The 20,351-nt window shown below is 61.4% G+C and carries 15 protein-coding genes; 8 read left to right on the top strand and 7 right to left on the bottom strand.

Annotation, left to right across the window (positions count from 1 at the left end):
• Positions 1-34 precede the first annotated feature (34 nt).
• From gnd to dnaA, 3 genes are all read right to left on the bottom strand, one after another.
• Positions 35-919 (bottom strand): phosphogluconate dehydrogenase (NAD(+)-dependent, decarboxylating), encoded by an 885-nt coding sequence (gene gnd / locus ASF72_RS12785; RefSeq protein ID WP_050684553.1) that lies wholly within the window; start codon positions 917-919, stop codon positions 35-37.
• 135 nt (positions 920-1,054) lie between these two features.
• Positions 1,055-2,179, bottom strand: coding sequence for a DNA polymerase III subunit beta (dnaN, locus tag ASF72_RS12780; protein WP_050684552.1), 1,125 nt, complete (start codon positions 2,177-2,179; stop codon positions 1,055-1,057).
• 525 nt (positions 2,180-2,704) lie between these two features.
• Positions 2,705-4,126 carry a chromosomal replication initiator protein DnaA gene (gene dnaA, locus ASF72_RS12775; RefSeq protein WP_050684551.1) on the bottom strand — a complete coding sequence of 474 codons (1,422 nt, stop codon included), beginning with the start codon at positions 4,124-4,126 and terminating at the stop codon, positions 2,705-2,707.
• A gap of 472 nt (positions 4,127-4,598) precedes the next feature.
• On the opposite strand from dnaA, the gene rpmH reads away from it, so the two are divergent.
• The 8 genes from rpmH (at position 4,599) to ASF72_RS12740 (ending at position 10,245) form a co-directional block, all read left to right on the top strand.
• The gene (rpmH, locus tag ASF72_RS20075; protein WP_003800212.1) at positions 4,599-4,736 is read left to right on the top strand and encodes a 50S ribosomal protein L34; all 138 of its coding nucleotides are present in this window, start codon (positions 4,599-4,601) and stop codon (positions 4,734-4,736) included.
• Positions 4,737-4,776: 40 nt separating this feature from the next.
• Positions 4,777-5,187 (top strand): ribonuclease P protein component, encoded by a 411-nt coding sequence (gene rnpA / locus ASF72_RS12770; RefSeq protein ID WP_056599394.1) that lies wholly within the window; start codon positions 4,777-4,779, stop codon positions 5,185-5,187.
• Complete coding sequence (gene yidD / locus ASF72_RS12765; protein ID WP_050684549.1) at positions 5,180-5,566, top strand: membrane protein insertion efficiency factor YidD; 387 nt, start codon at positions 5,180-5,182, stop codon at positions 5,564-5,566. Before rnpA ends, yidD begins: the two co-directional genes overlap by 8 nt.
• Before the next feature lie 15 nt (positions 5,567-5,581).
• Positions 5,582-6,556, top strand: coding sequence for a membrane protein insertase YidC (yidC, locus tag ASF72_RS12760; RefSeq protein WP_056599391.1), 975 nt, complete (start codon positions 5,582-5,584; stop codon positions 6,554-6,556).
• On the top strand, positions 6,556-7,122 hold the full coding sequence (locus ASF72_RS12755) for a Jag family protein (protein ID WP_050684547.1): 567 nt from the start codon (positions 6,556-6,558) through the stop codon (positions 7,120-7,122). Before yidC ends, ASF72_RS12755 begins: the two co-directional genes overlap by 1 nt.
• A gap of 21 nt (positions 7,123-7,143) precedes the next feature.
• The gene (gene rsmG / locus ASF72_RS12750; protein ID WP_056599388.1) at positions 7,144-7,794 is read left to right on the top strand and encodes a 16S rRNA (guanine(527)-N(7))-methyltransferase RsmG; all 651 of its coding nucleotides are present in this window, start codon (positions 7,144-7,146) and stop codon (positions 7,792-7,794) included.
• A gap of 87 nt (positions 7,795-7,881) precedes the next feature.
• Positions 7,882-8,949, top strand: coding sequence for a ParA family protein (locus tag ASF72_RS12745; RefSeq protein WP_231686010.1), 1,068 nt, complete (start codon positions 7,882-7,884; stop codon positions 8,947-8,949).
• Positions 8,950-9,012: 63 nt separating this feature from the next.
• Positions 9,013-10,245, top strand: a complete 1,233-nt coding sequence (locus ASF72_RS12740) for a ParB/RepB/Spo0J family partition protein (protein ID WP_056599386.1) — start codon at positions 9,013-9,015, stop codon at positions 10,243-10,245.
• Between the two features lie 4,651 nt (positions 10,246-14,896).
• On the opposite strand, the gene trxA is transcribed toward ASF72_RS12740, so the two are convergent.
• The 4 genes from trxA to murJ all read right to left on the bottom strand — a co-directional run bounded on the left by trxA (position 14,897) and on the right by murJ (position 20,291).
• On the bottom strand, positions 14,897-15,223 hold the full coding sequence (gene trxA, locus ASF72_RS12735; protein ID WP_050684544.1) for a thioredoxin: 327 nt from the start codon (positions 15,221-15,223) through the stop codon (positions 14,897-14,899).
• Positions 15,224-15,259: 36 nt separating this feature from the next.
• Positions 15,260-16,216, bottom strand: coding sequence for a thioredoxin-disulfide reductase (trxB, locus tag ASF72_RS12730; protein WP_050684543.1), 957 nt, complete (start codon positions 16,214-16,216; stop codon positions 15,260-15,262).
• A gap of 231 nt (positions 16,217-16,447) precedes the next feature.
• Entirely contained in the window at positions 16,448-17,962 is a 1,515-nt protein-coding gene (locus ASF72_RS12725; RefSeq protein ID WP_056599383.1) for a hypothetical protein, read from the bottom strand.
• 166 nt (positions 17,963-18,128) lie between these two features.
• The gene (murJ, locus tag ASF72_RS12720) at positions 18,129-20,291 is read right to left on the bottom strand and encodes a murein biosynthesis integral membrane protein MurJ (protein ID WP_056599381.1); all 2,163 of its coding nucleotides are present in this window, start codon (positions 20,289-20,291) and stop codon (positions 18,129-18,131) included.
• Positions 20,292-20,351: the final 60 nt, after the last annotated feature.

Below are 20,351 nucleotides of genomic sequence, written 5' to 3'. Positions count from 1 at the left end.
GACAATTCCGGGACCCGGAGGTCCCCGCTGGGTCTTACTTGGCTGGACGGGTGGCGTGCCCGCCGAACTGGTGGCGGAGTGCGGAGACCATCTTCATGGCCGGCGAGGTGTCTTCGCGGGAGGCAAACCTGGCGAAGAGTGCTGCCGTGATGGCCGGCGCCGGCACGGCGTTGGCGATGGCTTCCTCCACGGTCCAGCGGCCTTCGCCGGAATCCTCCACGTAGTCATCGATCGTTTCCAGGCCAGGGTCCTCGTCCAGGGCCTTGACCATGAGGTCCAGCAGCCAGGACCGGACCACGGTGCCCTTCTGCCAGGCCCGGAAGGTTCCCGGCAGGTCGGTGATGATGTCCTTGGCGGCGAGGAGCTCGTAGCCTTCGGCGTAGGCCTGCATCAGCCCGTATTCGATTCCGTTGTGCACCATTTTGGCGTAGTGTCCGGCACCGACGTCACCAACATGGACGAAGCTGTCCGCGCGGTCGCCTTCGGGACGGAGTGCATCAAAGACCGGCAGGGCGCGTTGGATGTCCTCGACTGCGCCGCCGGCCATCAGTCCGTAGCCGTTCTGCAGGCCCCAGACGCCACCGGAAACACCACAGTCAGCGAACCGGATGCCTTTGGCGGCAAGAATTTCGCCATGCCTCTGGTCCTCGGTGAAGCGGGAATTCCCGCCGTCGATGACCAGGTCGCCCTGGTCAAGCTTGTCCCCGAGTTCGGTGATGACCGCATCGGTGATGGCTCCGGAGGGAACCATGACCCAGATGATCCTGGGCGTGGGGACGGCTGCCAGGAGGTCCTCGACGGAGGCAACATCGGTGACGTCCGGGTTACGGTCGAAACCGGTGACCTCGATGCCACCCACGCGCAGCCGCTCGCGCATGTTGAAACCCATTTTGCCAAGGCCGATCAGTCCAATGTGCAAGGTGGAACTCTTTTCTAAGCTAGGGATGGGTTGTCGTTTGGCACCAGGAGTCCGGGCCCACCGCAAAGTGCAGTGGGTGGGGCCCATCGGCGCGGGCCCCGGCCTCAGCTTGCGACGGCTGGGATCCGATGGGGCCTAGTTGGGCAGGCGGACGGGCATAACCAGGTAGCGGTAGTCGTCCTGGTCGTCGCCGTCGGCCTCTGCCTGCGCGGTGATCATCGCGGGCTTGGGCGCAGAGGTGAAGGAGAACCTGACGAACTTGGTTTCAATGACGCTCAGGCCTTCCACCAGGTAGTGCGGGTTGAACGCCACGGTGATGTCCTCACCGGAAAGCTGGGCCTCAAGTTCCTCGGAAGCCTGGGCGTCCTCGCCGGTGCCTGCATCAAGGTTCAGTTGCCCTTCGGTGAAGGCAAGCCGGACCGGAGTGTTGCGCTCGGCAACCAGGGACACGCGACGGACTGCTTCGACGAGCTCCTGGGTCTGGACGGTCGCGTGGATGGGCGTCGATTCCGGGAAGAGCGAGCGGATCTTGGGGTAGTCGCCGTCCACCAGCAGCGACGTGGTGGTGCGGCCACCGCTTTCGAAACCGATCAGGCGGGTGTCGTCGTCGGCGAGGGCGAGGTTGATGTCGCCGCTGTTGCCCAGCGTCTTCGCAACTTCGTTCAGGGTCTTCGCTTTCACCAGTGCGCTGGTGGAGATGCCGGGAGTGACAGGCTTCCACGGCACTTCACGCATGGCCAGCCGGTAGCGGTCGGTGGCCAGCAGGGTGATCAGGTCATCCTCGATCTCCATCCGCACGCCGGTGAGGATGGGCAGGGTGTCATCCTTGCTCGCAGCGATAATGACCTGCGAGACAGCCTGGGCGAAGGCATCGCCCGGGACCGTACCACTGATGGTGGGCAAAGCGGGCAGCGGCGGGTATTCCGCCTCCGGCATGGTGGCCAGGTGGAAGCTGCTTCGGCGGCAGGTCAGCGTGACTTTGTTGCCATCCGTTTCGACATCCACCGGCGCGGACGGAAGGCTCCGGCAAATATCAGCCAGCAACCGTCCGGACACCAGGATGGTGCCTTCTTCGCGGATGTCCGCTGCAATTTCAAGCCGCGCTGACGTCTCGTAATCGAAGCTCGACAGACTGACAGTGCCGGCCTCCGCCTTGAGGAGCAGGCCGGACAGGACGGGCACGGGTGGCCGCGGAGACAACGACCGGGCTGTCCAGGTGACGGCTTCTGCCAGGACGTCCCGATCGACTCTGAACTTCACGGAAGGGTGCCGCCTTTCATTGCTGCTGCATTGGAAACCCGAAACCACCCCGGGGTGGTCCTAAAAAATGTCGAGCCCACATCCGGGACGTGCATGGTCCGCACAGACGGAAACCACAAGAAAACCCAAGGATGGGAGCGCTGCTGACAGCTTAGCCGGAAGATCCGGGATTAACCCATCCCCGGGTCTCCCACCCAGCTGTTCGGGCCGCCAGGTCCGGACGGTCGAAGTGCTGGGAACGAACTTGTTGTTTGAGGGATTTCAATTTTTTGGGATTAGTAGTGTTAATAACTGCTGTGGAAACTGTGGATAACTCCTGCTGGCCGCGGGTTCCAGCGGTTAAGCCCTGTTCACGGATTGTGGGTGGAGCTGGTTTTAAACAGGGTGTGGATGGGGATAAGAATTTTGCCCGGTTTGCTGATCCACAGGCGGCTTAAGGGTTTTAAGCCCATTAAGCGCGGTTGTCCCCTTAACTATCCACAGGCTTATCCACATGTGCCTGTTAATAAGGTAAGAGAAGCGCGGTCAGGAGTCGCGCTGCTGCTGCTTGATCCGGTTGGTCAGCTCTGTCACCTGGTTGTAGATCACACGGCGTTCGGCCATCAGCTCACGGATTTTCCGGTCCGCGTGGATCACCGTGGTGTGGTCGCGGCCGCCGAGCTCCTGCCCGATCTTGGGCAATGACATGTCCGTCAGCTCGCGGCAGAGGTACATGGCGATCTGGCGCGCCGTGACGAGGGTCCGGGTGCGGGACTTGCTGCACAGCTCTTCCATGCTGAGCTTGAAGTACTCAGCTGTCTGCTGCAGGATCTGGGCCGAGGTGATCTCCTGGGCCCCGTCATCGGTGATGAGGTCCTTGAGTACCATCTCAGCGAGTGCCACATCGACCGGCTGCCGGTTCAGGCTGGCGAAGGCCGTGACCCGGATGAGGGCGCCCTCAAGTTCGCGGATGTTGCTGGAAATCTTGGAAGCGATGTATTCCAGCGCGTCGTCCGGAGCGGAGAGCCCTTCGCTAAGGGCCTTCTTCCGGAGGATGGCGATGCGGGTTTCCAGTTCCGGGGGCTGGATGTCCGTCAGGAGGCCCCATTCGAAGCGTGACTTCATCCGGTCTTCGAAACCTGCCAGCTGCTTGGGCGGCAGGTCCGAGGTGATGACCACCTGCTTGTTGTTGTTATGCAGGGAGTTGAACGTGTGGAAGAACTCCTCCAGCGTCCGGTCCTTGCCGGCCAGGAACTGGATGTCATCGATCAGGAGCACATCCACATTGCGGTACGTGGTCTTGAAGCTGGCGCCTTCGTCATCCCGGATGGAGTTGATGAAGTCGTTGGTGAATTCCTCCGAGTTGACGTACCGGACCCGGATGCCGCTGTACAGCCGGCGGGCATAATGCCCGATCGCGTGCAGCAGGTGTGTTTTGCCCAGGCCCGAATCGCCATAGATGAAAAGCGGGTTGTAGGCCTTGGCAGGGGCTTCGGCGACGGCCACTGCAGCGGCGTGGGCAAACCGATTCGACGAGCCGATCACAAAAGTGTCAAATACATACTTCGGGTTGAGCCGGCCGAACTCGTGGGAGGTGCTGGGCAGCATGGGCTGCGGCTTCTGCTCGATCAGCTGGTCGGCAGTGAAGGAAGGCTCGACGACGGGTTCGGGCTCCGCGTGCAGGGGAACCAGATCGGTGTCCACGTCGATGGCGCACCGGATGTCCTCGGAAAAGACGTTATGCAGGGCGTCGTCCAAGGCGTCCTTGACCTGGGTCTGCAGAACTTCGCGGGTGAGCTCATTGGGAACGGCCACCAGGAGGGTGGATCCGATCAGGCCTTGGGCCTGGGCCAGAATGACGAAACCACGCTGGCGGGGCGAAACGCGGTGGTCCTGCTCCAGCAGGGTGATAACGCGCCGCCAGGAACTTCCGACAGTATTGGCGTGGTTGGATTCGTCTACTGTCATCAATCGGTTCCCTAAAACTTGCTTTGCCTGCATTGCCAGCAGCCAGTCCGGAATCCAGGGGGCTGGCCCAGCTGTATCCACAGGGTTATGCACAGTCCGTGGATAATCGGCTACTGAGCCACTCTAGGGGATGAAAAGCCTAGAAGATAGCTGGCAATCGGCTTGTGGATAATTACACGGGTGTGGTTCGAAAAACGGGCCCCCGGGACACTTCATCCACAGGCCCGGCAGGCAGGTTAGCCACAGCTGGGGATAGCCGCCGGCATGGCTCCCGGTTTGACTCCGGGGCACAAAAGGCCCTAACGTTGTGAAGTCCTTTGTGTCCGCTTTTTAGCCCCATCGAAATCTCCCAGCCGCAACGCGTCCGGGTAGTAGGGGGAAAGCGTGTGCACATACAAAACTTAGCGTCGGCCAGTTCTTCCCCCTTTTTCTGATCGGGTGGGCGCACCTTTGATCCACTGGAGTAACTAACGTGAGCAAGCGGACTTTTCAGCCGAATAACCGCCGTCGAGCCAAGAAGCACGGCTTCCGCCTTCGTATGCGTACCCGTGCCGGCCGCGCCATCCTGGCAGCCCGTCGTGGCAAGGGCCGCACCGAACTGTCGGCCTAAACACTGACTTGTCGGTAGACATTTCCCTGCGAGTTTAGAGGTGCTTGCCGCCCGCAACCGCCTGAGGACTGCGACCGATTTTTCAACAACCGTACGTTCCGGTGTCCGCAATGGACGCCGGAACGTAGTGTTATATGCGGCAGCACTAGCTGCTGACGAACCCAGCCGGATCGGGTTCATCGTTTCCAAGAGTGTAGGGAACGCTGTGGTCAGGAACCTCGTTAAGAGGAGACTGAGGGAAGCAGGAGCCGTCTCGCTGCGCGAGCACGGCACCGGATTCGCCATCGTGGTGCGGGCGCTGCCCGCGTCCGCATCGGCGAGCTGGGACCAGCTCCTTTCGGACTACAACGCTGCACTCGAATCGACGCTGAACCGACTGGCGGGCCGCGCCCTCAAAGGCGCCCCCAGCGGTTCTGCCGGTACAACACAGGAGGGGACACCGCGTGCCTAACGCCACCGCCGTCGTCCGCCCTTCCGTGGCCGCCGCCGTCGGGAAGTTCATCTGGACGCTTCCCCGCAACATCCTCATCCTCCTGCTGATGGCCTACCGCAAGGTGATTTCCCCCTTGTACGGTCCCGTCTGCCGTTTTTTCCCATCGTGTTCTGCCTACGCCCTCGAAGCGGTCACCGTCCACGGTGCCGTGAAGGGTACGTGGCTGGCAGCCCGGCGCCTTGGCCGCTGCCACCCTTGGAACGCCGGCGGTGTGGACCACGTCCCCGCCGGGAGCCGGGAATGGCCTGCGGGCCGGACCCCCACAATTGTTGTGCTGAACAACCCGGACAAGTACCTGGCTGCTCGGACTGATGAAGAAGGCCGCAGTGCGGCCTGACGAATAGGGATAAGTATGGACTTCTTTGAAACAATCATGTTTCCGTTCAAATGGCTCGTGTCCATCATCATGGTGGGTTTTCATGAGGGACTGACGATCATTGGCCTGCCCGCTGCCAACGGGTGGACGTGGACCCTGTCCATCATCGGGCTGGTGCTGGTGATCCGTGCCGCCCTAATCCCTGTTTTCGTCAAACAGATCAAGGCCCAGCGCGGAATGCAGCTCCTGCAGCCCGACCTGAAGAAGCTGCAGACCAAGTACAAGGGCAAAACCGACCAGCTCTCGCGCCAGGCCATGGCGCAGGAGCAGATGGCCATGTACAAGAAGCACGGGACCAACCCGTTCTCGGCCTGCCTTCCCATGCTGATCCAGATGCCGTTCTTCTTCGCGCTGTTCCAGGTGCTTTCCGGCATCAGCACCAACGCCCGTGAAGGCGAAGGCGTTGGCGCCATGAGCCACGAACAGGTCGTTCAGTTTGACCAGTCCAGCATCTTCGGTGCCCCGCTCTCAGCCACCTTGCTGCACGGCACACCGGCCGGCGGCAACGTCACGGCCACATGGATTCTTTCCATCGTGATGATCCTCGCCATGACCGCCTCGCAGTTCATCACGCAGAAGCAGATCATGGCGAAGAACATGTCAGAAGAAGCCATGGCCAGCCCGTTTATGCGGCAGCAGAAGATGATGCTGTACATCCTGCCGGTGGTCTTCGGCGTGGGTGGCATCAACTTCCCCATCGGTGTCCTCATCTACTGGACCACCACCAACCTTTGGACCATGGCCCAGCAGTTCTTTGTGATCCGCCGGATGCCCACCCCGGGTTCCCCCGCAGCGAAGGCCCTGGCGGAGCGCCGCGCCGCCAAGGGCCTGCCGGCCCTGTCCATCCTTACGGGCAAAAAGGACGAAGAGGCCGACGCCGCTGCTGCCGCCGCCCTTGAGCCCAAGATCCAGCGTGTCCAGCCCCAGCGCAAGAACAGGAAGAAGAAGTAATGTCAGCCGAGAGCACCGAACACGCCCTTACGGAAGACGGCATCAACGGCCGGGACGACGTCGTTGCCGGCGATGACTCCCCGGCAAAGGTCTCCTCCGTCAGCCGCCTCGAAGAAGAAGGCGACATCGCGGCGGACTACCTCGAAGAGCTGCTGGACATTGCGGACATTGACGGCGACATCGACATTGAGGTCCGGAACGGCCGCACGTACATCTCGATCGTGGCCGAAGAAGAGACGGATAACCTGGACCACCTGGTGGGTGAGGACGGCGAAGTCCTGGAAGCCCTCCAGGAACTGACGCGGCTTGCCGTGCTGTCCGCGACGGACAGCCGCTCGCGCCTTGTCCTGGACATCAACGGCTACCGCCAGGAGCGGACCGGTCACCTGCAGAAGGTGGCTGAGGATGCCGCAGCAGCAGTCAAGGAGACCGGCCAGCCCGTGGCCCTGGAGCCCATGAGCGCCTACGAGCGGAAGATCGTCCATGACGCCGTAGCCGATCTGGGACTTGTCAGCGAGTCCGAGGGCGAAGGCGCCGGCCGCCACATTGTTGTATCCGCAGACTAGAGAATTGCTGACCCGCTAACCATGGTTGAAATCACGGCAGCTGAGCTCGTGGCCGCTGAAAAGATCTTCGGCGACAGGCTGGAGCTTGCGAAGCGCTATGTCGAGCACCTCGCCACCTCGGGTACCGAACGTGGCCTTATCGGGCCGAGGGAAGTACCCCGCCTCTGGAGCCGGCATGTGCTCAATTGCGCCGTCATCGAAAGTGAGATTGCGCAGGGAAGCCAGGTGGCCGACGTCGGCAGCGGGGCCGGGCTGCCGGGACTCTGCCTGGCGATTGCCCGTCCCGACCTCGAATTGACGCTGATCGAACCCTTGGAGCGCCGGGTGATCTGGCTGCAGGAAGTAGTTGATGACCTGGGGCTGGACAACGTCACGGTGATGCGGACCCGCGCCGAACTCGCGGTGGGCCACGTCGAAGCGGACGTGGTGACGGCCCGCGCTGTCTCGGCGCTGACAAACCTGGCGGGACTCACCATTCCCCTGCTGGCGGGCAAAGGGGAAGTGGTGGCCATCAAGGGCCGCAGCGCCGGTGAGGAAATCGAGAAAGCCGCGAAAACCATCCGCAGGCTGGGCGGCGTTTCCACCTCCGTGGTCACCGTTGGCGAGACCCTCCTGGCGGAACCCACCACCGTGGTCCGCATTGTTGTAAACAAGTCCCAAAAGAAGGCCTAGGCGAGCCCGGCGGCCCAGGTTCGCCGGGTTGAGCGGATAGGCTAGTCCACGGCAGCAGTATTGGCTGAACGAGAGTGAGTGTGCCCATTGAGCAGTAGCGAAGCCTCCACGCAACGGATCCCCCCGTTTGTGTCTTTGGGGTCGGCGCGGTCTGTCGCGGGCCCAGTCTCTGCCCCTGCCCGCGGTGGTAATCACCCGAAACAGGTAGTAGCAGCAGCTTCAACCGCGGCCGTTTCACGTGAAACAACCGCCGGCGGTAGAAGCAACGTTATGGATGCGATGGATGACTCAAGTCCCATCGCGAAGGAACTGGCGCATGAAACCAAGCGCCGGGAGAAGCTTCTGGGGCGTCCCTTGCCCCGCCCCGAAAAGACACGAATCTTCACCGTCTCCAACCAGAAGGGTGGTGTGGGTAAAACCACCACCACCGTGAACATCGCCGCAGCCCTTGCAGCTGCCGGACTTAATGTCCTGGTCATCGACATTGACCCGCAGGGAAATGCGTCCACAGCCCTCGGCATTGAACACCACGCCGACGTCGACAGCATCTACGATGTGCTGATCAACGATGTGGCCCTGGCGGATGTTGTGGCCCAGTGCCCGGACATCAAGAACCTCATCTGTGCACCCGCCACCATCCACCTGGCCGGCGCAGAGATTGAACTCGTTTCACTCGTGGCCCGCGAGCAGCGGCTGCGCAGGGCCATCGACCTTTATGCGAAGACCCGTGAGAAGAACGGCGAAGAGCGCCTCGACTACATTTTTATTGACTGCCCGCCCAGCCTGGGTTTGCTGACGGTCAACGCTTTCTGTGCAGCCGGCGAGGTACTGATCCCCATCCAGTGCGAGTACTACGCCCTCGAGGGACTGAGTCAGTTGCTGAAGAACATCGAAATGATCCAGAAGCACCTGAATGCTGATCTGGAAGTATCCACCATCCTGTTGACCATGTACGACGGCCGCACCAACCTGGCCGCCCAGGTGGCAGCGGAGGTGCGCCAGCATTTCCCTGAGAAGGTACTCTCTGCGGTTGTTCCCCGCTCGGTGCGGATTTCTGAAGCGCCCAGCTACCAGCAGACGGTCATGACTTACGACCCCTCCTCCACAGGAGCACTGTCCTACCTGGAAGCCGCTGCTGAAATCGCGGAACGCTAGAATCTTTCGAAACTGCAACGACTGGACCCGGGCTGCAACCCGGACCACTGGAGGGACATACCCATGAGCGAGAAGCGACGGGGCTTAGGCCGCGGACTTGGCGCGCTGATTCCCAGCTCGGCTGGCGCCGGCGAATCAGGCAACAGCACTTCCGTTTCGCGTCCGGTGGATCTCTTTTTCCCTGAAGGGCGGCGGAAGACTGAGCCTGTCGAGGAAACCGTTGCCGCGCCCGGCACCGGCGATGAGACAGTCAAGCCCGGCCGGAAACCAGCTTCCGGCAAAGCAACTGATGCTTCGGGCTCCGTTCCCGAAAAGCCGGCGCCTGCGGCTGCTGCCGGTTCCAGCTCGCGGAAGTCTCCGGTCTCAGCTTCCGACGCGGAGGCGACGGCTGCGAAGACATCCGATGCTCCGACGACGGCCAAAGTTCCTGCCGGCACCAGGACGGGACGTCCGGCGCCGGCGGTAGAACTTGTTGAAGTGCCCGGTGCCCGGTTCGCTGAAATCCCGGTGCTGGACATTCATCCCAACCGCAAACAACCCCGCAGCGTCTTCGATGAAGACGACATGGCAGAGCTTGTCCACTCGGTCCGCGAAATCGGCGTCCTCCAGCCAATTGTGGTGCGTAAATCAACCGAAACCGATGGCGAGCCTTATGAGCTCGTTATGGGTGAGCGCCGGTGGAGGGCAGTACAGGCCGCAGGCCTCGAAACGGTACCCGCGATCATCCGTGACACCACCGATGATGACCTTCTGCGGGATGCCCTGCTGGAAAACCTGCACCGCAGCCAGCTGAACCCGCTGGAAGAAGCAGCAGCGTACCAGCAGCTCCTTGAGGACTTTGGCACTACCCACGAACAGTTGGCTGACCGGATCGGCCGGTCCAGGCCACAGGTGTCCAATACGCTTCGCCTGCTGAAGCTTCCGGCCCTGGTACAGCGTCGGGTTGCCGCTGGAGTTCTTTCGGCCGGCCATGCACGGGCCCTCCTTTCCCTTCCCGATGCGGCAGCAATGGAGCGGCTGGCGCAGAAGATTGTGGCCGAGGGAATGTCCGTCCGGGCAACCGAAGAGGCGGTAACCCTGCACCAGGATCCCGCAAAGCCCGCAAAGAACAACATTCCCCGCCCCGGTGCCAGGCATGAGCGTTTGGATTATCTCGCGTCATCCCTTTCGGACCGGCTGGACACAAATGTCAAGATTTCGCTTGGTGTCCGTAAGGGCAAGGTAAGCATTGAGTTTGCCAGCGTTGAGGATCTGAATCGCATCATGGATGTCCTGAGTCCGGGTTCTGCGAACTGACAGTTTGAAGCTACTCTCTTTGGCAAGGCCCCGTCTGTGGACGGGGCCTTTTCCTGTTTCCGGGAAGCGTGGTACGCGATGGCTCCTCCACGGAAGGCCAATCCCTTGATGTCCTGGATGAGCGGAGCATCAAATTGATTGGCGCTGGGCTGCTTGGTGGCTGTTTGAGCGCCTTGAATGCCTTCAGCGGCTGCTGGTGCATGCGGGCTGCATCCCACTCCCCTGATGGGGCGCCGGCGGCTTATGAATGCGGAACTACCAGGCGGGCCCCACCGCCCGGGTGTCGGAGGAAATGGCCGGTAGGCTGGTCGTCTTTCGAGTTGGCAGGTTCCATTTTCGACCAGGGAGGCCAGCCACCGGTTGTCATTCAGTCGCTCTGATTCGCTGCAGGACGCGAGTGTTGCGTGCCACGATTAGCTGATTCACTCTGCTGTCATCGGCAACCACTCTGGCATGGTCATAAAGGCAAGTTTGATAGTACTCAAAAGCGAATGCCCGTCGTGGCGACCGAGTGAGAGAAGCTCCATCGGGATGAGAACGGTGGTGCTCGTACTAATGATTCACCAAATGTTTCACGTGAAACGCGAGGGACACGGGACCTCAGAGCGCTCACTCCGCTTGGCGGGCACTTCAGGATGAGAGACCGAACAGTCGGCTTGGACGGCGTACAAGGATCGTCCCCCTCTCCTCTGTTGAGGAGCGCCCGGATGTGTCTTGACTGGTCGGGCCTGACGGCTATGCGAGACTGATGAAATTTTCCTATGCCGTCTTAGCGTGTCAGTAGGTGATTCGGCTTCTGAGAAGCATGGGATCAGGGTACGAAATCGCCCGCTACGGGCGCGCCCCGTGTGCGACAGATCAACACCGAGGCATCAACCCAAGCACCCCGATCATTCTCAGTCAGACTGATGTTTCACGTGAAACGCTAAAGGAATGGCTGGGGCTCTTCATTTGGATGGAACATCGGACTACTCCTTGCATTTGCTGTATCCAGGCGGCCGTTAGCGAAGCTGCAAATCCAACCGCACTACATACTTCCGCAGTCTAGGCATCGGCCACTCGGAAATATCGCTATCAGGCGATCGGGCAATACCGATGCGAAAGACGCTACCTCGTTTGGCTTGCCTGCCAGGAGAACTTCGGTTCGCCGAATGGACTACCTGGAAGCTGTCTGCCGCAGTTTTCTGGTTTTGTGTTTCACGTGAAACCTCCAGTAAAGGTCAGCAGATTGAGTCACTTGCCGGCCGCAAAAGCGAACCTGGACCTTGGTAAGGACGGGGACATCGACTCGAACCCGGGTCCGAACACGGAAAGTGACCATGATTTCGACGGGTCGGTGGACCCCGTCGGCTCAGCGCCAGGCAGCAAGACCGGCGAGGGGGCCTACATCCGTGACGAGCCGGCCCCGGCCGCCACGGCGAACTCCCGAGTCCACGGCACTTCTATCTCAGTAGGTCGCCGCTGTAACGAAGATAATGTAGGCGCAGATGTGGACGTGGCATCCGTATGGGTCCACACCCACTTACGTTGCCGTAGTCTCCGGCCCGGTGCAACTACGGAACGCAACGCTCATTGCCTAACCAATGCCGTGATCTATTGGTGCTTGTTCCCGTCAACTGCTTCCTCACTGTCGCCTCCACAAGACCAAAGTACGCAAGCACAGTCTTCAGCGGAATTATCGGCCGCCCTCCCATCGTGAGGTGTGCGGAGACGGAGCACCTGACAGCATTGCGCTTGATGAGTAGACCGCCAACACATGCCTGGGTGCGGTCCCTGTAGCAACGTTTGTTATCCTTCCCATTCCGCGGCGGACAATCTTGATTGAGTGCAGACGCCGATGCGCGCCGACACCGTTGCACTCCCCCCAGGGATGGCGACGACGCTACGTTCTTTAACCCTTCAGTTTGGCGTCGGCCGTCCCGGTTGTGTTGTCGCTTCGACCTTTGGCGCCCGGAGGACAAGTCGCCGATCCCGCGCCAGTATCAACTTCGGTCGAGACATAGTTCATTCGCCGGACCAAGGCGAGCCACTCGGGCCGCGGCGCCCGCTTCGCTGAATATTCACTTCTGCACATGGAGTTCTGCGGACTTCTTTGCCAGGACTGGCGGTGTCATCCATCGACGGGTCAGTCGACCAGAGCTCGCCGTTAGGAATCCCACCGATGGGCTCTAGAAAGAGCCCGCTGCGCAGTTCGTGACCAGCTGGCACCGTGGGTGACCACGAGGGTTTCCGGTTGGTGGGCTGAGCGATTGATGCTGGCCCCGGCCCACCCCAAATTGAACTGCAGTCACCATCTCCAGTGTTTGTCATCAACCGGCTCTATGGATTTCACTGGCGGATATCACTCGTTGATCAGGCTGTGGATAACGGTGTGGATATCTAGTTGCTGGTTGTGGCTAACTTTAGCCAGCTGGCAGCAGGCGGCGGAGCAAAAGGCGCGCAAGGTTATCTTGGTTGGGCTCCAAGACAGGTCATGTTTCACGTGAAACATGCGCCTTCCTTTATAGGCAATCTAAGATTCAGGCGCAGAACGGACATTATAAGCCACAAAAGGCTGATTATTCCGCTATTTTGGGCTCTTCTGCCTATTTGTTGCGCCGATAAGTGGGTGAAACTGCGCAGCGGGACTTACCCGGGTGGGAGACGACGAAACCGTACGCTCCACGGGGCAGCATCCTCACTGAGACGATGGCTGTGAATAAAGGTGTGGATAAGCTGGCCGCGCTCGTGTGGACAACGTGTGTATTCGCTCACGGATATGCAGCTGCCCAGGTTGCGGAATTGCCCCAAGACTGCGAAGTTGTCCAAGACGATTTGCAGTTGCCATAACTCCGGAACCAACGGCATACACCCGGGCCACGAGTCTCCTATTGGTTCTTGCCAGTCAACTTGCGCCCCACAGAACCGAACCAACTGGCACTGGCGCCGTACGGCTCCCCCGGGCCGCGGTGAGCCGTACGGGGCGATAACCGGACAGCCAGCCCAACAGCCAGGCATGGTGGGAGCGGTGGCGCCGTGAAGGACGCCTTGTGCCTACCAGACCGCCCGCTGCGTGCATTCACGGAATGTCGTCTTGAGGTGGTGTTTCACGTGAAACATACTCACGAGCAGAATGGCTCCAGGGCCATACGTTACCGAGTAGCTGGCTACCATGAGTCATCATTTCGGATAATCAGTTTTGGTAGAGATGAATAGGGTCGACCGACTCAGAGCAGGTAGGCCACGCTACAGCCAAGAATTCCGGCTTGGGAGAGGCTTGCTCCGGAGCATCTGGGCCGTTGCGGTTCTTTCCTGGCTCCTATTTCCCGTGATCCAGGTCTTGGCTTCCGATGTCAGCACCCCAATCGTTGTCACGCAGGGCGTGCTCAACCCTGGATGACGTATCTACACGAGTTTTAGCCGCCGCGGCGATGAGTCTCTGCGGGGACAGGATGGCGAGGGGCAGGGAAGCCACTGCGAGGTCACTAGAGGCATGGGGATGGTGCTACCGCTGCAGGCCCTCAGACCCTCAGGCCCTCGGAATTCCTTCGGCCACATGGTACCTGGTGACCGCTTCACCCGGCACTTCGGTGCTCGCAGCGGAAACCAGCGGGACGGAGGCCGTACCCCTGATAGTCGCAATCCCTGAGGAGTGCCTTGGCGGTTTCCCTGCTAAATGATTGCGCAACGTTTGGGACTGCCTCGGGTGGATCCATTTGCACCATTACGCTGAATTGCGTGTTTCCGTAGCGGAAAGTGTGGCCATATCTGCGATGAGAGTCTTCATCTCCCTTTTCGCCCCATTTCAGGAGCTACACTGCGGTTTGATCCGTACGCTGGGCGGTGGACCCTCTTCCGGGTGAGCGAGCGATTATCGACGCCTCTGGGTTCCTTCTAAGACCTAGGATCGCTATGCTGCTAAATGATGGAAACTGAAATGGGCTGACTGCCCACGTTTCCTATCAATCGAGTGGAACCGCCTGCAATTTAGCCGGATGGCCAAGCACCGACTATTGGCGGATGTTTCACGTGAAACATCCGATCCGTCATCGCCAGGATGGGGACCGTGTGCTGAGGAAAGCTGCAACAGGCCCTATCGTTATCGGAACACCTCCCAGCCCAGCCAGCCGATGACGAGTTCATGTTCGGCAGCCCTGCTGGATGCTGTGTGTTTGCTCCGTCGTGGCAGACCGAAGAACCGACCTCAGCCGGCCCGGCCTTGTTGTTCCAGCAACGTCCCAGACAACTTGATGGACGAATGATCGCAGACACTCAGAGTCAATGCCTAAAGAACACCGCACATATGTTTCACGTGAAACACGGATGCAGTCGATGGAATGGGATCCGGCGGTCTTCTCCAGGAACTGATCTAAGCGCACCATTGTTCGCTTCGTTGACGTACTCGCTTGTTGGAACAAGCTGTCTACTTCGAAGATTTGCTACATCTCTGTGTTTCACGTGAAACATGCCCGCTGGGCTGGAGCTTGCTGATTAGTCGGGTCATTCATGGCTACGCCGAGCTTCCTGAGCGTGGAGTAGACCACATCGCCTCCCATCGCATGTGCCCGACGTAAATGTTTCACGTGAAACACGCACTAAAAAAAGGAGTGGCTCCGGCTGAAAGCCGGAGCCACTCCTTTCGGACGGCGGTGACCGTACCTATGTGGAGTCCTTAGGACAGGACGTCCGCAAATTCCTTCTCAAAGAACTGCTTCGGCTTCGCGCCGATCACAGTGCTCTTCACTTCGCCGCCTTGGAAGAGGTAAACAGCGGGGATCGACGTGATACCGTACTCGGCTGCAATGGCCGGGTTGTCATCGACGTTCACCTTTACAACGTCAACCTTCTCGCTGTACTCGACGGAGATCTCATCGAGGATAGGGCCCAGTTTGCGGCAGGGACCGCACCACTCTGCCCAGAAATCAACAATTACCGGCTTCTCGGAAGACAGTACATCCGCACCGAAGCTTGCATCAGTTACATCTTTGGCGTTGCTCATAACTAGTCCTTCTTTCGTGAAATATCGGTACGTTTATTAGGCAGACAGGTCGGCCAGGTAGTGTTCAACATCAAGGGCCGCAACGCAACCGGATCCGGATGCAGTGATGGCCTGGCGGTAGGTGGGATCAACGACGTCGCCGGCAGCGAAGACGCCGGCAATGCTGGTCCTGGAACTGCGGCCCTCCACCGCGATGGTGCCCTCCGGTGCCAAGGCGAGGACGTCCTTCACCAAGTCGGTCCGCGGATCGTTGCCGATCGCCACGAAGACACCCGTCACGGCCAGGTCGGACACCGTACCGTCGATCAGGTTCTTCAGCTTCAAGCCCGCCACCTTGGCGTCTCCCACGACATCTTCAACGGCGGTGTTCCAGATGAAGTTAATCTTCTCGTGGGCCAGGGCGCGGTCGGCCATGATCTTGGAGGCCTTCAATGTGTCCCTGCGGTGGATTACAGTGACGGACTTGGCGAACTTGGTGAGGAACAGGGCTTCCTCCATGGCAGAGTCTCCCCCGCCGATCACTGCAATGTCCTGGTCCTTGAAAAAGAAACCATCGCAGGTTGCACACCAGCTGACACCGTGCCCGGAGAGCCGCTTTTCATTCGGGAGACCAAGCTCGCGGTATGCGGATCCTGTCGACAGGATGACAGCGCGTGCCTGGAAGCTATCACCCGTGGCAATGGTGACCGTTTTGATCGGACCGGTGAGGTCCAACGCGGTGACGTCCTCGAACTGGATTTCGGTGCCGAACCGGGCAGCCTGCTTCTCGAAGTTCTCCATCAGGTCCGGTCCCATGATGCCGTCCGGGAAACCCGGGTAGTTCTCCACATCAGTGGTGTTCATCAGTTCACCACCTGCAGTCACCGATCCTGCGATCAGCAGCGGCTTCAGGTTTGCGCGCGCGGTGTAGACCGCTGCGGTGTATCCAGCGGGGCCCGAGCCGACAATGATGACGTCACGGACGTCTGACGCCGTGTTTTCTGCGATGGTCACTGAACTGTGAACCTCTTCCTTGATTGACGCGCCCCCTGCGGAGGCCGGCCACATGGCACAACTGATACTTGGTGCTGAATATTCCGCTGCCTGCGCTGCGAGGTCGGTCCCGCCCGGAGCCGGGCACACAAACCGGCACCCACAAGATTACCGTCCCCTATCCGGGATCAGCCACCGGGCCAGCGGCTGGGAAGCAAACGCAGTCACAATGCTGCCGGCCCGGTCGGTAGGCTACTGGACCTTGATTTCAGCCAGTCGAAGCCCGAAACCGTAGCGCGTTTTCGGGGCAGCCAGCTTTGGCAGGGAGTTGATGGCCACAATCACGTACTTCGACTCAGCCGGTTCAGCCAACGGAATGTTAAGGTCTCCGGAGGTGAAGCTGTTGGTACCCACGGACTTGGCACCGTCCAGGGACGGCTTGTCGTTGGTGTACACCGTGATGTTGCCGCCGGAACCGCCCAGCTGCTGCAGGGTGATGGAGGATACTTTTGCCGGTTCCTTGAGCTCGATTGCCAGCGGCACGCCTTCCGGAGCCAGTCCGCCCCAGTTTTCCGTTGCGAACTCCATATCGGACCAGTAGCTGGCAGCGTTGCCATCAAAGGCCTTGACCAGGTCACCGTCGAAAGTGGCGGCGAAATCGAAGGAACCCAGCCGGCTGACATTGGCGATCACCGGAGGCGCCGCCGGCGCCGCAGAGCTGGGGGCTGCTGAGGGAGTGGGCTCCACCGTGGAACCACCCGTGGCCTGGGGCGCCGTGGTGTTGGCCTGCGGGCCGGAGGGGATGAGGTTGCCCAGATTCGAGACAGCAAAGATCAACCCGCCAATGAGGACAACCGCCAGCAGGCCACCCACCAGCCAACGCATGGACCGGGGTTCGCGCTCGGTTTCGTCCCGGTCCCGGTCCTCGTCGACCTCGGTATCCGTGCTGCCGGCTGTTGCCGCAATGCCCCCCCCGGCGGCTGCCGGGGCAGCAGCACGGGCAAAGCGGGAGGGCTTCCGGACAGCCGGGCCGGCGTTCTCTTCCGGCGTCTCTGCATAAGATTCCGTGGTGTCGGCCTGGGCGTAGTCGTCCTCGGACCACAACGAAACCTTGGGCTTTCCGGTGCCCTGCGCGTTGTCGGTCGCCTGGCTGCTGCCGGCATCCGCGTCCTGCGGAGGCTGGACGGGGTGGGCCGCTGTCGCGTCAGCATCACCAGTAGAGGAGGGTGCGGCGGCGGCAGTGGCCGCGGCGGCTGCGGGGCGGGCCGGCGGCTTGGCCGGCATCACAGGCGCGGTGGGGTAAGGATCCACCTGGCTTGGGTGCGTTTCGGCATAGTTGATGTACCCGGCGTCGACGTCGTCCTCGTCGTCGTCGTAAGGTTCGGGTTCATTGGACCGTGCCTGGCCAAAAATTTCACTGCCCAGGGTGTCCGTGAAGAACGGCTCAACGTAGGGAGGGTTGGAGGCCACCACCAGGTCCAGCAGGTCCGCCGCGGACGCGTGGTTGGTAATCAGGTACGTGGCCGCTTCCGTCACGCCCAAATCAAGGACCTGGACAGTCCCCGGGCGTTCTCCCGTAGCCACTTCGCGGGCGCTTTGGGCAACCTGTTCCGTGTTTTCGGGGCCGGCAACCAGGATGCTGACCGGCCGGTTCAGGACCTGATCCACACCGTCCAGCACCAGATCGTGGTCGTGCGAGGTCAGGACTGTGGCTGTGACCTTGTAACGGCCGCCCAGTACTGATCCGACATCGATCGGGTTGGACACGTGTTCCTCCTAGATTGTCCGGCGGTGCCGGCTCAAGCGATGCAACCGCTGCTCGCGGCGGAAGCCTGGCGGCTCTCCCCCGGAATTTCGGTCCCCATACCCTTCCGATCCTAGCGGATGGCATCGGTTGGGCCGTGGAGAAAAGATGCCGGAAATACCCGGCGTCCTACTTTTTCCGGGTGGTCCGCGGCTTGAAATACGGGTTCTCCCCGGCTTTACCCTGGAAGGTCCGCCTGCCCGGCAGGGGGATGCTCTCCCGCAGGAAGCCTGCCCTGGCCGTGCCGGGCTGATCCTCGCCAGGGAGGTAGCCGCCGTGCGGTGTTTCCCGGGTGCCGCCGTCGTACGCCTCGGGCAGCTGCTCCGGCACCGGGCCGGCCCGGAAGGACACGGCGTCGAACTCGCCGGAGATGCGCGGAATCAGTCCGGTATCCACGGACGTCGTGGCCCGTTGGGGGGAATCTGCGGCAGGCCCGCCTGTTGTGGGCGGCACCTTGGAAGCGTCCGACGGCGGGTCCCCGGCAGGGGGGTCGTTCCGCCCGCCGCGGCCCAACCGGCCCAGCAGCGGACGGAGCAGGTCAGTCAATTCGCTCACGCGGAAGAGCTTCAACAACACCAGGTACACCGCAAGCATGACCGGACCCACCACGGCAACGGTGATGAGCGCCGTTAAACGGTCGGCCCAGGCGAAGCCATCAACGTTGTAGCTGCCCATCAGCCACAGCGCACCGGCACCGGCAAGGGCTGAACCGAGCGCCGCGTAGCCCATCCGGATGTACGAATTAGCGATCCGGGGCCCGTCCAGGTGGCCCAGGAGCCGGCGGAGGAAGACGGCGCTGATCACCACGGACAGGATGTTGCCCACCATATAGAGGATGGCGATAGCGTAAATGATCTGGCCCACCGGCAGGAACTGGATGGCGAAGGCCCCTGCCACGTAGACCACCGCCAGCAGCAGCTGGACGTAAAACGGCGTCCGGGCATCCTCGTTCGCGTAAAAGACCCGCGACATCATGAAGTTTGCGCTCAGGAAGGGGGTGCTCAGCGCCAGTATGGTCAGCGTCTGGGCCAGCATCACGCCGTCCTGCCGGGAACCGCCGGAGAAGAACATCCCCAGCGGACCAGCCAGCGCAAAGAGCGCCAGGGCTCCGAAAACGGTGGCCACGGCCATGGTCCGCAGGCCGTGCGAGAGTGCGTCCCGCAACTCCGTGCGGTTCCCCGCCTGGGAGGCCCGCGTCATCCGGTTGAAGAGCACCGTGGCCAGCGAGAGGGCGATGATCGAGTGCGGCAGGAGGTACAGCTGGCTGGCTACTTCCAGGACGGCGTTGCCCGGCAGCGCCGCAGCGGCTGGGTCTCCCGCCTCCGTGAGGCGGATGCGCTCGGCGCCGGGGATGGTGGCGATCCGCATGACGTACAGGAAGGCAAGCTGCCCGACGGCGGCCGTCAGCAGCGTCCACACGCTCAGCTTCGCGGCCTGCCCCAGGCCCACACCGCGCCAGCCGAAGCGCGGCCGCAGCCCGAGCTTCAGCCGGATCACGGGGATCAGGAGGATGGCCGTTTGGGCCACCACGCCGATGGTGGAGAAACCGGCCACAAGCAGCGTCTGCTGGGGACCCCAGTTGGCGAGCGTATGCGGGCTGAATTCGTTGGTGCCGAAGAGCCAAATGAACATCCCCAGCCCGCCGATGGCCACCAGGTTGTTCAGGATGGGGGCCCACATGGCCGGGCCAAAGGCGCCGTTGGCATTCAGGATCTGGGTGAGCAGGGCGTAAAGCCCGTAAAAGAAGATCTGCGGCAGGCACCAGAACGCAAACGTGACAGCCAGCGCCTTCTGCTGCTCGTTGTACCCCTGCGTCGTCAGGTCGATGACCCACGGCGCGGCAAGGGTCACCAAAGCGGTCAGCCCGAGCAGCAGCAGGACCGCCAGGGTCAGCAGCCTGCTGATGAAGTCCGCTCCCCTGTCCGGGGCCTTGCTCGCCTTGATGATCTGGGGCACCAGTACGGCGTTGAAGACGCCGCCGGCCACCAGCAGGAAAATCAGGTTGGGCAGGTTGTTGGCGTTGATGAACGTGTCATTGACGGTGGAGCCAAGCCCCAGGGCGGTGCCCAGCATCCAGGTCTTGCCGAAGCCCAGGAACCGGGAGACGAGCGTTCCGGCGGCCATGATGGCGCTGGACCGCGTTTCGCTGGCCCCCGAAGGTGCCCCGGAAGGCTCCCCACCGGTGCCCCGGGGCTCCGCTGGAACGCTGTTGCCGGAGCTGTCCGCGGGGCCGGCCAAGGTGGTTGCAGGTGGCCGGGTGGGCTTCTCAGAAGGAAAATTGGTAGCTGACATCGCCTTCATCGTCTCACCCGGGGCCCCATAACGCCGCACTACAACAGCGGCCGGTGCCGA

Origin of the sequence: Arthrobacter sp. Leaf141 (assembly GCF_001424565.1) — a bacterium.
Classification (GTDB): domain Bacteria; phylum Actinomycetota; class Actinomycetes; order Actinomycetales; family Micrococcaceae; genus Arthrobacter.
The sequence above is the reverse complement of the archived record's forward strand: the minus strand, read 5'-3'. Positions and strand labels throughout refer to the sequence as shown.

Bases quoted from the DNA above. Each gene is read 5' to 3' on its own strand.
- ASF72_RS12740 (WP_056599386.1), top strand. From the start codon at position 9,013: ATGAGCGAGAAGCGACGGGGCTTAGGCCGCGGACTTGGCGCGCTGATT.
- rsmG (WP_056599388.1), top strand. From the start codon at position 7,144: ATGGTTGAAATCACGGCAGCTGAGCTCGTGGCCGCTGAAAAGATCTTC.
- trxA (WP_050684544.1), bottom strand. From the start codon at position 15,223: ATGAGCAACGCCAAAGATGTAACTGATGCAAGCTTCGGTGCGGATGTA.
- murJ (WP_056599381.1), bottom strand. From the start codon at position 20,291: ATGTCAGCTACCAATTTTCCTTCTGAGAAGCCCACCCGGCCACCTGCA.
- ASF72_RS12755 (WP_050684547.1), top strand. From the start codon at position 6,556: ATGTCAGCCGAGAGCACCGAACACGCCCTTACGGAAGACGGCATCAAC.
- dnaA (WP_050684551.1), bottom strand. From the start codon at position 4,126: ATGACAGTAGACGAATCCAACCACGCCAATACTGTCGGAAGTTCCTGG.
- yidC (WP_056599391.1), top strand. From the start codon at position 5,582: ATGGACTTCTTTGAAACAATCATGTTTCCGTTCAAATGGCTCGTGTCC.